This is a genomic window from Paenarthrobacter sp. YJN-5, assembly GCF_015040095.1.
In the GTDB taxonomy this organism is placed as follows: Bacteria; Actinomycetota; Actinomycetes; order Actinomycetales; family Micrococcaceae; genus Arthrobacter; species Arthrobacter ureafaciens.
Genome location: NZ_CP053544.1, coordinates 2,597,011 through 2,611,530, shown reverse-complemented (window position 1 = coordinate 2,611,530; position 14,520 = coordinate 2,597,011). Strand labels below are relative to the sequence as shown.

Sequence of the window (14,520 nt, the reverse complement as noted above, 5' to 3'; positions counted from 1 at the left end):
CATCGTGGCGGGCCAGCGCAGAATCCATTCATGGATTCAGCACCGAAGGCTGCCTTGGCCAACACCCATGTCCTGTGGTTCGACGCTGCCGGTCTTGCCGACATTCCAAGGATCGGGGGGAAGAACGCCTCCCTTGGCGAGTTGACCCGGGCTTTGCAGGCTGCCGGCGTCCGGGTCCCCGAAGGCTTCGCAACGACGGCGGATGCGTACCGCCAGTTCCTGGCCGTCAATGGCCTGGAGTCCTTGATTGCCGGTTGCATCAACGATTACCGCCTGCGGAAGACATCGTTGAGGGAAGCCGGAAGCCGCATCCGGAACGCCATTCTGGGGGCAGAGTTCCCGCCTGAAACCGCTGCAGCCATCAGTGCCGGCTACGCTGAACTTTGCCGCCGTGGCAGCGGGCAGAACGTGGCCGTGGCAGTACGAAGCAGTGCGACGGCGGAGGATCTTCCCGATGCCAGTTTCGCCGGACAGCAGGAAACCTACCTGAACGTCTCGGGATCCGCAGCGGTCCTGGACGCCTGCAAGCGCTGCTTTGCTTCCCTCTTTACCGACCGGGCCATCAGCTACCGGGAAATCAAGGGGTTTGAGCATCTGGATGTCGCTTTGTCAGTAGGCGTCCAGCGCATGGTGCGCTCGGACCTTGGCGCATCCGGGGTGATGTTCTCCATCGACACTGAGTCGGGCTTTCCGCGTTGTGCTGTGATCAGCGCGGCCTGGGGACTCGGAGAGACTGTGGTCCAGGGAACCATCAACCCGGACAAGTACCAGGTCTTCAAGCCTTTGCTCGCCGATCCTGACCTTGTTCCCATCATCCAGCGGGAGGTCGGGACCAAAGAGCGCAAACTCATTTACGGCCAGGACGGGGACACCGGAACGCAAATGGTGGACACGAGCGAGGCGGAGCGGAAGGCGCTGGTCCTCAGTGATGCTGAAGTGCTCCTCCTGGCCCGCTGGGCTGTCGCTGTGGAAGAGCACTACGGACGGCCGATGGACATGGAGTGGGCCAAGGACGGAATCACGGGCGAACTGTTCATGGTCCAGGCCCGGCCCGAGACCGTCCAGGCCCAACGCCCGCTGACGTCCTTCCGGATGTACAAACTGGAGGAAAGCGGAACTGTCCTGGCCCGCGGCGCGGCCGTGGGAGATGCCATCACCACCGGTAAAGTGTCGCGGATCCTGGACGCCCGGGACCTTGAGGACTTCATCGACGGTTCCATCCTGGTGACCCGCGTGACGGATCCCGACTGGGTGCCCATCATGAAACGGGCTGCCGGCATAGTCACCGATCACGGCGGTCCCACCAGCCACGCGGCCATCGTCAGCAGGGAACTCGGCGTGCCGGCGGTGGTCGGTACGGGAAACGCAACCCTGACCCTGGAGCAGGGCGCCCCTGTGACTCTCTCCTGCGCCGAAGGTGAACAGGGCCGCGTCTACGAAGGGACGTTGAAGTTCGACGTCGAGGAGGTGGACACCGGGACGCTGCCCGCCATTAGAACCCAACTCATGATCAACATGGCCAGCCCGGCAGCAGCGATGCGGTGGTGGCGGCTGCCGGCCGCCGGCGTCGGACTGGCCCGCATGGAATTCATCATCAACAACCTGATCCGCGTCCACCCGATGGCACTGGTCCACCCGGAAAGGGTCACTGACGTTGCCGAAGCTGAAACCATCAAGTCCCTGTGGGCAAACCACGCGGATCCCGAGGAGTACTTCGTTGACGTCCTGGCCACCGGGATCGCGAAGATTGCGGCCCCGTTCCACCCCAAGCCGGTGATTGTGCGGCTCTCCGACTTCAAAAGCAACGAATACGGCCACCTCATTGGCGGGACGTTCTTTGAGCGTCCCGAGGAAAATCCCATGCTGGGCTTCCGCGGCGCGTCCCGCTATTACAGCGACGAATACCGGGAGGCCTTTGCTTTGGAATGCCGTGCGTTGAAACGGGTCCGGGAGAAGGCAGGCTTCAGGAACGTCATTGTGATGGTGCCGTTCTGCCGAACCGTCCAGGAAGCGCGCACCGTGCTGGAAGCCATGGCAAGCAACGGCTTGGTCCGTGGGCAGGACGGCCTGCAGGTCTACATGATGTGCGAGATACCCTCCAACGTGGTCCTCGCCGCCCGGTTCGCCACGTACTTCGACGGCTTCTCCATTGGATCCAACGACCTCACCCAGCTGGTCCTGGGCGTTGACCGGGATTCCGAGCAGCTCTCCGGACTCTTTGACGAACGGGACCCGGCCGTGACGGCCATGATCTCCCAGGCAATCCGGGAAGCCCACAAGGCGGGCATCAAGATCGGACTCTGCGGCCAAGGGCCCAGCAACCATCCGGACTTCGCTGAGTTCCTGGTGGGTGAAGGCATCGACTCGATCTCGCTCAACCCCGACACCTTCCTCCGCACTCTGCCATTGATCGCCGACGCCGAGTTCCGATGGCTGTAGCGGTCAATGAAAAAGTCGCCCACCGCAGCAGCGGCTGCAGCTCCTTACGACGCAGTCATTCTTGACCTGGATGGAGTGGTGACAAATACGGCCCTCGTTCACCTCGCGGCGTGGAAAGAGGCGTACGAAGCCATCATTAATGACCCCCGCTACCCGAAGGATGGAAGCCGGGCCCCCTTCACACCGGATGACTACTACGCCTTGGTGGACGGCAAGCCCCGGGAACAAGGGCTGATCGGGCTCATGGCATCCAGGGGAGTGGACATCCCGCCGGGAACCCCGCAGGACGCCGGCGGCGACTGGACCGCCGTCGGGCTTGGGGCTTGGAAGAACAAGGCCTACCTGAGACGGCTGCAGGAAGGAGGCGTGCAGATCTTTCCGGGCACCGGCCGGTTCCTGGAGAACTTGAAGGACGCCGGTGTCGCCACCGCGTTGGTAACCTCCAGCCGGAACGCGACCCCCGTCCTTGCCGCCGCCAACCTGCTGGACTCGTTCTCGGTGGTCATCGATGGCCGCGTGGCAGCGTCGCATGGCCTGGCCGGCAAACCGGCCCCCGATACATTCCTGGAGGCCGCCCGCAGGCTGGACGTGAGCGTGCGGCGCGCCGTAGTGGTGGAAGACGCCGTCGCCGGGGTCCTGGCCGCAAGCCGGGGCGGATTCGGCCTGGTGGTGGGCGTTGACCGGCACGGCAACCGGGCGGACCTGGAAGCTGCCGGTGCCGACGTGGTGATCAACAACCTCGCCGAACTGGACCTGGGCCTCGTGATGCGGGATCCGTGGCTGCTGATCTACGAGGGCATGGATCCTGAGCATGAAGGCCACCGCGAAGCCCTGACCACCCTCGGCAATGGATACATGGGGATACGCGGAGCCGTCACTGAAAACCGCAGGCCCGGCCGCTATGCCGGAACGTATCTGGCCGGTGTGTATAACAGGGTTTGGGCCACGATTGGCGAGGGAACCGTCGCGGAAGAGCACATGGTCAACCTGCCCGACTGCCTGCCCCTGGACCTGCGCCTGGAAGGCACCCCGTGGTGGTCCGGGGGCGGCCTGGAGATCCTCCATGAACGTCGCGTCCTCAATATGGAAAAGGCGGTCCTGACCCGGCATCTCCTGCTGGAAGCGCCGGACGGGAGGCATCTCCACCTGGAAGAAACGAGGTTCGTGTCCATGGACACCCGGCACATCCTGGCTATCCGGACACGGCTCACACCCCGCGACTGGAGCGGGCTCCTGGATATCACCGCCGGGGTCAACTGCCTGGTCCGCAACAGCAACCTGCCCGAGCCCGCGCTGAGTTCCCAGGTCCATCTGATCGACAGGACCATACCGCCATCCCGCGACGCCGGCCCGGTCCTGGCCGCGGAGGTGGAGACCACCCAAAGCCAGGTGCGCGTGGCCATAGCGGCGGCAGTTGATGTTTCCGGGTCCACCGGAGTGACCGAAAGCCGGGCGGGTTTCCACTTCCGGAGCTTCCAGGTCCGGTCCTCGGAGGAAAACCCCGTCACAGTGGATCGGATCATTGCGATCTCCACGTCCAGGGACCGGGCAGCCTCGTCGGCAGCCACGTCCGCTGCCGCTGCGTTGGCAGGTTCCGGGGGCGACTTCGAAGAACTGATGCGCCGGCACAAAGCGTCCTGGCGGCGTGTGCTTCGGCCGTTCAAGGTGCAGCTTGATGCGCCCGTGCAGGTTCAGTTGGTGCTGAACCTGCACTTGTTCCACCTCCTGCAGACCCTGACTCCGCACACGGCCGAACTCGACGTCGGTGTTCCCGCCCGTGGACTGCACGGCGAGGGATACCGCGGCCACGTGTTTTGGGACGAGCTGTTTGTCCTCCCGGTCCTGAACCCGCGCATGCCCGAGGTTTCCAAAGCCCTGCTGGACTACCGTTGGCGGCGGCTGCCCGCCGCCCGTCGGGCCGCCGTCGCAAGGGGCTTGTCCGGTGCGCTGTTTCCGTGGCAGAGCGGCAGCGACGGCACGGAAGAAACACCGGATTGGCTTTACAACCCGCGCTCAGGACAATGGGTGCCGGATTATTCGCACCTGCAGGTCCACGCCGGACTCGCAGTGGCGTTCAACGCCTGGCAGTACTTCGAATCCACCAACGACGTCCCGTGGTTGCTGGGACACGGCGCGGAGCTGCTCATAGACGTGGCACGCTGTTTTGCTTCCCTTGCCGTCCACGATCCCGGTCACCGCCGCTACCACATCCGCGGAGTGGCGGGCCCGGATGAATACCACACCTGGTTGCCCGGGCGGGATGTTCCCGGCCTGGACGACAACGCTTACACGAACGTCATGGCGGCGTGGGTTTGTGGCAAGGCCGCCGAAGTCACCTCAATGTTCCCGGGCCACGAACAGCAGGAACTGCTGGAACGGCTGGGTGTCGGCAAACGCGAGCGGGCACACTGGCGCAGGCTCTCCCGGGCCATGTATGTGCCGTTCAACAAAGACGGACTGATCAGCCAGTTCGAAGGCTACGATCTGCTGCGGGAGCTGGACTGGGATGGCTACCGGCAAGAGTACGACAACATAGAGCGGCTGGACCTGATCCTGGGGGCGGAAGGCGATGACGTCAACCGCTACAAGCTCGCCAAGCAGGCGGACGTCCTCATGTTGCCGTACTTGCTGGGTGGTTCCGGCCTCATCGCGATGCTCCACCAACTGGGTTACCGCATGACCGAGGCGCAGCTGGCGCGGACCGTTGAGTACTACCTCGCCAGGACAGCGCACGGCTCGACACTGAGCAGGGTGGCGCACGCTTCCGTCCTGGCTGCCGTGGACCCTGACCGCGCCTGGGAAAGCTACCGCGAAGCACTCGACGCGGACTTGGATGACACCCAGCACGGCACGACCAAAGCCGGTATCCACCTCGGTGCGATGGCGGGCACGGTGGACGTCATCCAAAGAAGTTTCGCGGGGCTGCGGATGGACCGTTCAGGAATCACCTTCACCCCCAATATGCCGCACGGACTCAACGCCGTGTCCTTCACGGTGACGACCCAGGGACACTGGCTGGGCATCGAACTGACCACGGAACGGATCCGGGTCACGTCCTCTCCCGGCAGCGCTCCTCCGCTCCGGATCCAGGTCCGTGACCAAACACTGATGCTGCCGGCAGGAGAGAGCCGGAGTTTCAGGCTGCAGGCGGGTTCGCGATGAAAAGGTTGGGGATCCTGACGAGCGGTGGCGACTGCCCGGGCGTCAATGCCGTCATCCGGGGAGCAGTCCTGGCCGGGGTCCGGACCGGGCAGTATGACTTCGTGGGCTACCTGGACGGTTGGAGCGGCGTGCTCAGCAACAACTCCGTACCCCTGACCCTTGAATCGGTCAGGGGCCTTTCGCGTTTGGGCGGAACAATACTGGGAACCTCCCGGACCAACCCCATCACGTCCGGGGGAGCCCCGGCAGTCATCGCATCCTTGGAGCGCGGCCAGGTTGACGGCTTGATTGCGGTGGGGGGAGAGGGCACCCTCGCCGCTGCCCGGATCCTGGGCGAATCGGGCATCAAGGTCATCGGCGTCCCCAAGACCATCGATAACGACCTCAGCGCAACGGACTACACCTTCGGGTTCGACACCGCCGTGCAAACGGCCACCGAAGCGATCGATCGGCTGCGCACCACCGGCGAATCCCACCACAGGTGCATGATTGCCGAGGTCATGGGGCGCAACGCCGGCTGGATTGCCCTTCATGCAGGCATGGCCGCCGGAGCGCACGCCATCTTGATCCCGGAACGCCGGGTGAGCCTGGAGCAGGCAGCGGCGTGGGTCCTGTCAGCCCGGAACCGGGGCAGGGCGCCACTGGTGGTGGTGGCGGAGGCCTACGTTCCATCAGGCCAGGATGCTCCCTACTTCCCGCGCGGACTCGATACCTTTGGCCGTCCGCGCTTGGGCGGGATCGGATACCTCTTGGAGGAACAGCTCCAGGAACTGACGGGAATCGAATGCAGGGCCACGGTCCTGGGGCACATCCAGCGGGGCGGGGCGCCCACGGCCTTCGACAGGGTCCTGGCAACGCGGTTGGGAATGGCCGCTGTCCGTGCAGCATCCAAGGGGGAGTGGGGCGTGATGGTTTCCTCGCGGGGCACGGACGTCACTACTGTTGACCTTGCTGCCGCGATTGGTGAGCTGCACACGGTCCCGGAGGACCGGTATTTGGAGGCCGAAATGCTGTTCGGCTGACCTGCCCTGCCGCCCTGCTGCCTTACTGTCTGGGCGTCTGGCGTCAGGCGAGGGAGAGGAACAGCTTCTCCAGCTCTTTCCTGTCCATCGTTTGGTCCTCCTGGATGATGCACTGCTCCAGGCCCGTGGCGATGATGGCGAAGCCGGCCCGGTCCAGCGCCTTCGAAACTGCGGCGAGCTGGGTGACGACGTCTTTGCAGTCACGGCCTTCTTCCAACATGCGGGTGACGGCGGCGAGCTGCCCCTGTGCGCGCTTGAGGCGGTTGATCACAGGCGTGAGTTCGGTGGGGTTCAGTTCCATGAGGGTGCTCCATCGGTGGGTTGCTGCCCTCCATGGTATACCCCCATGGGTGTACTGATAGCGGCGGCTGGTGACAGGCCGGGCAGGTGCCATTCCATCCGCACCTGCCCGTAGCACGTTCTCAACTCCTGGTGATGGGAACCTTCGACGGCGAAGCTGCCGCTGTCTTTTCCGGGATGGGTGCCCGTACTTCGAGGACGCCGTCCTTGTAGGAAGCGGTCACGTCGCCTTCCTTCACGCCGTCCGGCAAAGGTATGCGGCGGACAAAGGAGCCATACCGGAACTCCGAGCGGTAGCTGTCCTTTTCCTTGTGCTCCTTCTTTTCCTGGCGTTCGGCCCGGATGGTCAGGCCGCCGTCGGAGACGGTGATTTCCGCGTCCTTTTCCGGGTCGATGCCGGGAAGTTCGGCACGGATCACCAACGTATTCCCGTCAACCACTTCCTCGACTTTGATCCCCCCGGCGGTGCTGTCGCCGTCGAACAATCTCTCGATAAGCTCCATCGGTGAGCGACGCGCATCAAGCCATTTCGTCAGCTCGGTCATGCCAGCCTCCATCTCTTATCCGCCGCGGAACCTTTCCCGGCAGTACCAGCTTTTCGCCTTGGCAGCGCGGCTTCCAGAGTCCAAAGTCCCCGCCCGCGCCGGGGTCTTCCGGCCCTTACCCTGCGCCGGGGACTGCTGCAGGATGGGGACATGCCCGCGGAATTGCCGGGTGCAGGGAGGAGTCAGTGATGGGTGGACGGGTCAACCCGGAGTCGGAGCCCCAACGGCCCAACGACGGCCAGGGAAAAGGGCGTTCCCGCAAGAGGCTGACGGGTCTCCCTCTCCAAGGCAGCCCCCTGGTCCAAAGGATGCTCCGCATCGGCAAACGCCGGGAGGCCGCGGAAGAAAAGCTGGAGCGCCGGCTGGGTGGAGATGACACGGAGACTCATAGCTGACGTTGCCCCTGGTCCCCACACGCCGGGCCGTCCACGGCGTCGCGTCGGTGGACCTGTCACCGCATCTTCAGAACCGCAGCGCCGGTGACGCGGTCGTTGGCCAGATCCTCCAGCGCACGGTCCGCTTCCGTGAAGTCGTAGGTGGTGACGGTTGGGGCCAGTCCGATCTCCGCGGCCAGGGCCAGGAATGCGGTGCCGTCGGCCCGGGTATTGGCGGTGACGCTGCGGATCTGCCGTTCATAGAAGAGTTCATTTTCGTAATTGAGGGACGGGATGTCCGTGAGGTGGATGCCGGCAATGGCCAGGGTTCCGCCGCGATCCAACGCCCGCAGGGCGACCGGAACCAGATCGCCCACGGGAGCAAAAAGAATGGCTGAGTCCAGGGGGAGCGGCGGAGCATCGTAGGCGTCGCCGGCATAAACCGCTCCGAGGCTGAGGGCCAGGTCCCGGGCTTGTGCCGAACGGGTCATGACGTAGACCGACGCGCCTTGGCTGATGGCGATTTGGGCCGTCAAGTGGGCGGACCCGCCGAAGCCATAGATGCCCAGCCGCCCTCCCGGCGGTAGCGCAGCCCGTTCCAGGGCCCTGTAGCCAATAATCCCCGAGCACAGGAGCGGTGCCGCTTGTTCGTTGGTGAAGCGCGCAGGCAAGGCATAGGCGAAGTCCTCATTCACCGTCATGTGGTCGGCAAAGCCGCCGTCACGGTCCCACCCCGTGAATCGGGGCGCCAGGCAGAGATTCTCCTGGCCGCGCCGGCAGTAGGGGCAGTGGCCACAGGTCTGGCCGAGCCACGCGACGCCGATTCTGTCCCCGCGGGAGAAGCGGCCCCCGCTGAAACTTTCCATGACCGTCCCTACGGCCTCGTGGCCGGGGATCACCCCGGCGTGGCGGGGCGGAAGGTCGCCCTCGGCGAGATGGAGGTCGGTGCGGCAGACACCGCACACGTCCACGCGCAGCAGTACCTCGCCCGGCCCGGGCCGCGGGTCCTCGCGTTCGCCCATCCTCAAAGGCCTGTCCGCTATCTTCCCCGGCACATCAACCCACCATGCACGCATGACTCTTCCTCGTCGTCGGATATCACGAGCCTCGCACGGACCCTTCCCGCCTTCCAGAGGCGAAAGTCACGTCCGCACCGTGGTTGCCACGGGTGACGTACCGTCCCACAAGCTCGACGGCGGCGCTTGCCGCCAGTGCGGTCAGCACCGAGACCAGCAACAGGTCAGGCGGAGGCCATTCGAGCAGGAAGAACCCGCGGAGGAAATCAAGGCCCATCACCGCTGCCATCCCCACATAGCATCCCGCCAGGACCAGTACCTTCGTCGCGTTCAGGGGCCGGGCAGTCACAGCCAGGATCCACGATCCGATGATGGTCAAGGTGATGGTGGTGGCCGAGCGGCTTGTCAGGACACTGTGATCGCCGCTGAGGGACGCATAGGTGTTGACCCCAAGAATGGCAGTGGCCGTGATGACTCCTGCCGGGATCGCGAAGGACAGGGAACGCTTCAGAAAGCCCGGGACGTAGCGACGACTGCTGGGCAGGAGCGCCAGGAAGAACGCCGGCAATCCAATGGTCAGGCCATCGACGGCGGACAACTGGCGGGGGAGGAAAGGATACGGCTGCAGCAACAATCCGCAGGCCACGGCCAGGACCGTGGCATAGGCGGTCTTGCTGAGGAAGAGCATCGATACCCGTTCCATGTTGTTGATGGCCCTGCGCCCTTCGGCCACAATGCCCGGCAGGCGGCTGAAGCGTCCATCGAGCAGGACCAGCCGTGCCACGGCTTTGGTTGCCGGGGCGGCCGTGTCCATCGCGATGCCCAGGTCGGCAACCTTGAGTGCGGGGATGTCATTGACGCCGTCGCCCGTCATGGCAACGGTGTGGCCCTTTCGTTGAAGGGCCTGGATCAGGTCCTTCTTCTGGTGGGGGCCTACCCGGCCGAACACAGCATTGTCCTGGACGCAGGATGCCAGGGCTTCAGGATCCGCGGGAAGTGTTGTGGCGTCACAGGCAGGGCGGCCACCCAGTCCCAACCTCCCGGCCAGCAGTCCCACTGTCCGGGGATCGTCGCCGGAAAAGATCTTGATCTGCACGCCCTGTTCCCGGAAGTAATCCAGCGTGGCTGAGGCGTCCTCCCGTATCGATTCCCGAAACGTGACCAACAGCACCGGTGAAGCGCCGGCGGGAGAAGGAATCCCGCCGGTACCCCCGGCGTCGTTTCCTGCAGCCAGTACCAGAGCCAGGGTCCGGAGACCGGAGGAGGCCAAGGCGGAAGCGCGCCCACGCGCCTCTTCAGCCGTGCCAAGAACAACCCCGGGGGCACCCAGGAGCCACGTCCGGGGCACTCCTGAGGCACCGGCGAACGTGACGGAGCTCCAGCGCCGCGCAGGGTCGAAAGATACCGAGGCCAGGAGAGGTTGTGCACTTCGCGGCGGAAAGGCGGCCTTTAAGGCGCGGGCGGTCGCGTTTGTACGCTGGGTGGCACCGAAGCATTCCAGGGCATCCCGCCACTCCGGAAATTCTTCCTCCGGTCCGAGCAGATGAACTGCGTCGAAAACCATCCGGCCGTCCGTCAGCGTCCCGGTCTTATCCAGGCACAGGACGTCAACCCTCGCCAAGACCTCCACGGCGGCCAGTTCCTGGACGATGACCCGCAGCCTGGCCAGCCGGATCGCCCCGACGGCGAACGCCACGCTGGTCAGCAGGACCAGGCCCAAGGGGATCATCGCGATGGTGCTGGCCACGGCCGGCACCACGCCTTCCTTCCAGTCGCCGGACGCGAGCGCCGCGTTCCATCCGCCGTGCTGGATCATTTGGGAATTGAGGACCAACGCGGACAACGGAAGGACAAGCCATGCAATGACTTTCAGGACCTTGTTGATTCCGGAGCGGATCTCGGAGGTCACGAGCGAGAAGCGTTTGGCTTCCGTCGCGATGCGTTGGGCGAAGGTCTCAAGGCCCACGGTGGTGATCCGGGCGAACCCCGATCCGGACACCACCAATGAACCCGACAGCAGGACCTGGCCGGCACTCTTCCGGGCGGGTTCGGATTCTCCCGTCAGGAGTGATTCGTCGACGTCGAGGCTGCCGGCGCCAAGGCTGACGGCGTCGGCAGACAGCTGGTCCCCGGCGCCCAGAACCACAATGTCGTCCTTGACGAGTTCCCGTCCCGGGATCACTTGTTCCGTCCCGTCCCGGAGCACCGTTGCCGGCGCACTATGCAGGATGGCCAAACGGTCCAGGGCCCTTTTGGCCCGGTACTCCTGAACCACTCCGATAATGATGTTTCCCATCGCGGCGAGCCCGAAGAGTGCATCCTGCCATTGCCCCAGGACGAGCAACATCGCAAAGGCCGCAAAAACCAGGCCATTGAAAAGTGTCAGGACGTTCGCCCTGATGATGGCGCGCAGGCTCCGACTGGCTGGTAGTTGTGCACTGTTGTCCAAGCCATGGTCGATGCGGAGTGCGACGTCCGCCCGGGTGAGTCCTTGCATGTCCCGGCGCCCTACAGTTCAATGCGGCGCCGCCACTGGCGTTGACCGCCGTCGCAGGGATGGGTGCGGGCCCGACGCCGGGGGCCAGCGCGGAGCGGGCTTGGTGCTGTGGTCTTCCACCAGGCCGGTACCTGCACATTCGCGCACGTCGAAGATGGCGATGGCTATCGCCTGTTTGTCGTCGTAGGGGCCTGACTCCAGCAGGGTGTTTCCCCTGGGGCCAACAAGGCGGAACCGAAAGTGGGAATACGCATCGACGAAAACTTCGAAATGTCCAGACATGGTGGAACTCTCAACTAGAACGTCAACGCCCCTTCCCCGGTGGCGTGGGCGCGCTGGTGGTCGGAAGTCGTGGGCATCCGGGTCCCAAGGGTGTTGTTACACCTATTCTTGACCGTTCCCGCCGACTGGATAAGGGACGAACGGCCCTGTTGCGGAAACCGGCCCTTGTCCGCAGCGACGGATGACCGGCATTGCTCAGAAGCCTGTGGGCTCGGTTTCGAGTTCCGGTTCATCGGGAAGGTATTCACGGTGCAGCGGCCGAAGGGCGGTCGTCGTGGGCAACCAGACGAGGCCGTCATAGCGTTGCCCCATGACGGTGGGGACGTAGTTGCCCCGTTCACGCGCAGGGTTGTAGACGACGCCGATGGCTCTGTGCCCGCGCCACGTGGAGAGCCAGCGTCCGGCCCGGCCGGCGCCGTAGACCAAAGCCGACGGCCCATTCAGTGCGCTGTGGAGGAGGTCCTCGTGGCTTCCTTGAATTGCGTTGGGTACGTCCATGGTCTGCCCGGGCGCACCCCAGGAGTGCGCAGCTGTCACTGAGCCGCTGTACGAGGCGAAGCCGACCAACGCTACTGAACCGTGGTGGCGCCGGCGCATCAGTTGTCCGATGTTGACCATGCCGCCGGCTGCCATGTCCGTCGCCCGGGCATCCCCTATGTGCGTGTTGTGCGCCCAGATGATTCCCTTCGAACCGGCTCCGTGATGGCGGGACAGCCGGTCTATGGTGTCGCTCATGTGGTAATCCCGGATGTTCCAGGACTGTTCGTCACCGCGGACCATGGTCCGGTAATAGTGTTCTGCGTTTGAGGCGACTATTGCGTTCTACATGACGTCGAAAGCCAGGGGATCCTGTTCCACCCGGCCCAAGGTCTGCCGGTTGACCTCAGCCAGCAGCCCCACAACGTCCGCCTCGCAGGAGCGGGGAACCAGCCGGGTAGCCGAGGCATATCGCTGTGGGTCCTCGCCGAATGGCACGAAGCAACGCCATGCCTGCAGCGCCGCGGGAACTGACTCCGGCGCATTGGACTCAAGCCAGCTGAAGATTTCCCGTAGGGAGTCCCACAGGGAATAGACGTCCAGCCCGTAAAACCCCGTTCGCCGGTCTTCGGGGCGGCCCGAATTCCATTGATGCAGCCAGTCAAGGAATTGGGCTACTTCCTCATTGGCCCACATCCACGTTGGCCAGCGCGAAAAGGCAGCAAGGACCTGCGCCGCGTCGAGCTCCTGTTCGGCATGGCCGCGGAGCCACTGGTTGATGCGCCAGCAGTCCGGCCAATCGCCTTCGACTCCGATCCAGGTGAAACCGTGTTCCTCGATGAGGCGCCTGCTCAGGACGGCACGCTAGTGGTAGTACTCCTGTGTTCCGTGGGACGCTTCCCCGAGGCAAACAAAACGGGCAGGTGCGCATAAAGTGACCAGGTCGTCCAGGTCCCCGGCTGCCTCAAGGGGTCGCGCCAGTGCCCTGATTTCTTCGGATTCCGTTGCGTGGGCGTGTGCTGCGTTCATGGCAGAAGCTCCGACGCCTGGCTTTTGCTTGCGGCGGGCAGCAGGTATCGGGCGAACCAATCAGCAGCCAGCGCAGCCACCTGGTCCAGGGTGCCGGCCTCTTCGAACAGGTGGGTGGCCCCCGGGATGAAGTCCAATCGCACGGTGGTGCTGCCGATGCGGGCCATCGCCTGCCGGTTCAATTCCAGGACGTGGGTGTCCGCTCCGCCGACAATGAAGAGGGTAGGAGCCCTGACGGCCGCGAGTTTATCCCCGGCAAGGTCGGGCCGTCCGCCACGGCAAACGACGGCGGAGATGTTCGCCTGCGGCTCGGCGGCCGCCCACAAGGCTGCACCGGCTCCCGTGCTTGCCCCGAAGTAGCCGATGCCGATCCGGGAGCCGGCATGGCGGGCCTCAATCCACCGCGTCGCGTGGTGAAGCCGCTCCGCGAGGAGTGGGATGTTGAAGACATTGGAACGGTCGCGTTCCTCGGCCGGGGTGAGGAGGTCCAGCAGGAGGGTGCCCAGACCGGCGTCATTCAGGGCGCGTGCCACGAAGCGGTTGCGGGGGCTCTGGCGGCTGCTGCCGCTGCCATTGGCGAAGATCACCACGGCCCGGCATCCCGGCGGCTCATGGAGGTTGCCTTGCAGCCGCACCGATCCGGCCGGTATGCCTACGTCATTCCCCTCACCGTGTTCATTCCCGGCGCGGTGTTCGTACCCATGGTCCGCGCCGGAGGCCTCCGGCGGGCGCAGCATGCTGGCCGCCGCGTCCAGCAGCCGCACCACTTCCTCGTCTTCCACGGGAGAGAAGTCGCGGTAATGGTAGCCCACGGCACGGAAGTCCCGGGGCGTCATCAGGCAGATCGTCTCGTCAGCCTCCAGGAAAGAGGCAGCCGTACCCGCCGGTGCCACCGGAACGGCCATAATGACTTGTTGTGCGCCGAGCATCCTGGCCGCACGGCAAGCCACCCTTGCCGTGGAACCAGTGGCGATGCCATCGTCCACGACAATGGCGGTCCGTCCATGAAGGTCCACGCGCGGGCGGCCTTGGCGGTAGCGTGCCACCCTTTGGTTGAGGAGCCGGCGTTCCCTTTCCTCGACCGCCGCCACGTCCCCTTCTGTAAGGCGGCCCCTGGCAACAGTTTCCTGGTCGAGGAACCGTATGTTGCCTTCGCCGATTGCACCCATGGCAAGCTCCGGGTGGAAAGGCACGCCAAGCTTCCGCACCACTATGACGTCAAGGGGAACGCCCAGGGTCTTTGCGACTTCGTAGGCAACCGGCACGCCCCCACGGGGCAACCCCAGGATCACCACGTCATCGAACCGCAGTGCTGCGATTCGCTGTGCAAGTTGCCGGCCGGCGTCCGCACGGTCCGTGTATTCAAGCATCATGACT

10 protein-coding genes and 1 pseudogene are annotated in these 14,520 nt (G+C 64.7%); 3 read left to right on the top strand and 8 right to left on the bottom strand.

Annotation, left to right across the window (positions count from 1 at the left end; genetic code table 11):
• The first annotated feature begins 30 nt into the window (after positions 1-30).
• Genes ppsA through HMI59_RS12295 form a run of 3 tightly spaced genes read left to right on the top strand, consistent with a single transcriptional unit; the run spans position 31 to position 6,623 of the window.
• Positions 31-2,439: a phosphoenolpyruvate synthase gene (ppsA, locus tag HMI59_RS12305; protein WP_193591476.1), complete on the top strand. Its 2,409-nt coding sequence runs from the start codon at positions 31-33 to the stop codon at positions 2,437-2,439.
• A gap of 6 nt (positions 2,440-2,445) precedes the next feature.
• Complete coding sequence (locus tag HMI59_RS12300; protein ID WP_193591475.1) at positions 2,446-5,601, top strand: HAD-IA family hydrolase; 3,156 nt, start codon at positions 2,446-2,448, stop codon at positions 5,599-5,601.
• Positions 5,598-6,623, top strand: a complete 1,026-nt coding sequence (locus tag HMI59_RS12295) for a 6-phosphofructokinase (RefSeq protein WP_166186267.1) — start codon at positions 5,598-5,600, stop codon at positions 6,621-6,623. The genes HMI59_RS12300 and HMI59_RS12295 overlap by 4 nt, the downstream gene beginning before the upstream one ends.
• Positions 6,624-6,666: 43 nt before the next feature.
• Here HMI59_RS12295 and HMI59_RS12290 read toward each other — a convergent pair whose 3' ends face one another.
• From HMI59_RS12290 to HMI59_RS12260, 8 genes and pseudogenes are all read right to left on the bottom strand, one after another.
• A complete protein-coding gene (locus HMI59_RS12290; RefSeq protein WP_021472132.1) occupies positions 6,667-6,924 on the bottom strand; it encodes a metal-sensitive transcriptional regulator in 258 nt (85 codons plus the stop codon).
• A 121-nt stretch (positions 6,925-7,045) separates the two neighbouring features.
• Positions 7,046-7,468 carry an Hsp20/alpha crystallin family protein gene (locus tag HMI59_RS12285; protein ID WP_193591474.1) on the bottom strand — a complete coding sequence of 141 codons (423 nt, stop codon included), beginning with the start codon at positions 7,466-7,468 and terminating at the stop codon, positions 7,046-7,048.
• 451 nt (positions 7,469-7,919) lie between these two features.
• The gene (locus HMI59_RS12280) at positions 7,920-8,918 is read right to left on the bottom strand and encodes a zinc-dependent alcohol dehydrogenase family protein (protein ID WP_193591473.1); all 999 of its coding nucleotides are present in this window, start codon (positions 8,916-8,918) and stop codon (positions 7,920-7,922) included.
• Between the two features lie 22 nt (positions 8,919-8,940).
• Positions 8,941-11,355 carry an HAD-IC family P-type ATPase gene (locus HMI59_RS12275; RefSeq protein ID WP_193591472.1) on the bottom strand — a complete coding sequence of 805 codons (2,415 nt, stop codon included), beginning with the start codon at positions 11,353-11,355 and terminating at the stop codon, positions 8,941-8,943.
• A gap of 18 nt (positions 11,356-11,373) precedes the next feature.
• Positions 11,374-11,637: a YegP family protein gene (locus tag HMI59_RS12270; RefSeq protein WP_193591471.1), complete on the bottom strand. Its 264-nt coding sequence runs from the start codon at positions 11,635-11,637 to the stop codon at positions 11,374-11,376.
• Between the two features lie 195 nt (positions 11,638-11,832).
• Positions 11,833-12,954: pseudogene (locus HMI59_RS12265) on the bottom strand (erythromycin esterase family protein).
• A gap of 24 nt (positions 12,955-12,978) precedes the next feature.
• Positions 12,979-13,143, bottom strand: coding sequence for a hypothetical protein (locus tag HMI59_RS25700; protein ID WP_227471372.1), 165 nt, complete (start codon positions 13,141-13,143; stop codon positions 12,979-12,981).
• A complete protein-coding gene (locus HMI59_RS12260) occupies positions 13,140-14,513 on the bottom strand; it encodes a phosphoribosyltransferase family protein (protein ID WP_193593750.1) in 1,374 nt (457 codons plus the stop codon). Before HMI59_RS12260 ends, HMI59_RS25700 begins: the two co-directional genes overlap by 4 nt.
• Positions 14,514-14,520: the final 7 nt, after the last annotated feature.

Coding starts and splice junctions, on each gene's coding strand:
- HMI59_RS12295 (WP_166186267.1), top strand. CDS start 5,598: ATGAAAAGGTTGGGGATCCTGACGAGCGGTGGCGACTGCCCGGGCGTC.
- HMI59_RS12290 (WP_021472132.1), bottom strand. CDS start 6,924: ATGGAACTGAACCCCACCGAACTCACGCCTGTGATCAACCGCCTCAAG.
- HMI59_RS12285 (WP_193591474.1), bottom strand. CDS start 7,468: ATGACCGAGCTGACGAAATGGCTTGATGCGCGTCGCTCACCGATGGAG.
- HMI59_RS12300 (WP_193591475.1), top strand. CDS start 2,446: ATGAAAAAGTCGCCCACCGCAGCAGCGGCTGCAGCTCCTTACGACGCA.
- ppsA (WP_193591476.1), top strand. CDS start 31: ATGGATTCAGCACCGAAGGCTGCCTTGGCCAACACCCATGTCCTGTGG.
- HMI59_RS12280 (WP_193591473.1), bottom strand. CDS start 8,918: ATGCGTGCATGGTGGGTTGATGTGCCGGGGAAGATAGCGGACAGGCCT.
- HMI59_RS25700 (WP_227471372.1), bottom strand. CDS start 13,143: ATGAACGCAGCACACGCCCACGCAACGGAATCCGAAGAAATCAGGGCA.
- HMI59_RS12275 (WP_193591472.1), bottom strand. CDS start 11,355: ATGCAAGGACTCACCCGGGCGGACGTCGCACTCCGCATCGACCATGGC.
- HMI59_RS12270 (WP_193591471.1), bottom strand. CDS start 11,637: ATGTCTGGACATTTCGAAGTTTTCGTCGATGCGTATTCCCACTTTCGG.
- HMI59_RS12260 (WP_193593750.1), bottom strand. CDS start 14,513: ATGCTTGAATACACGGACCGTGCGGACGCCGGCCGGCAACTTGCACAG.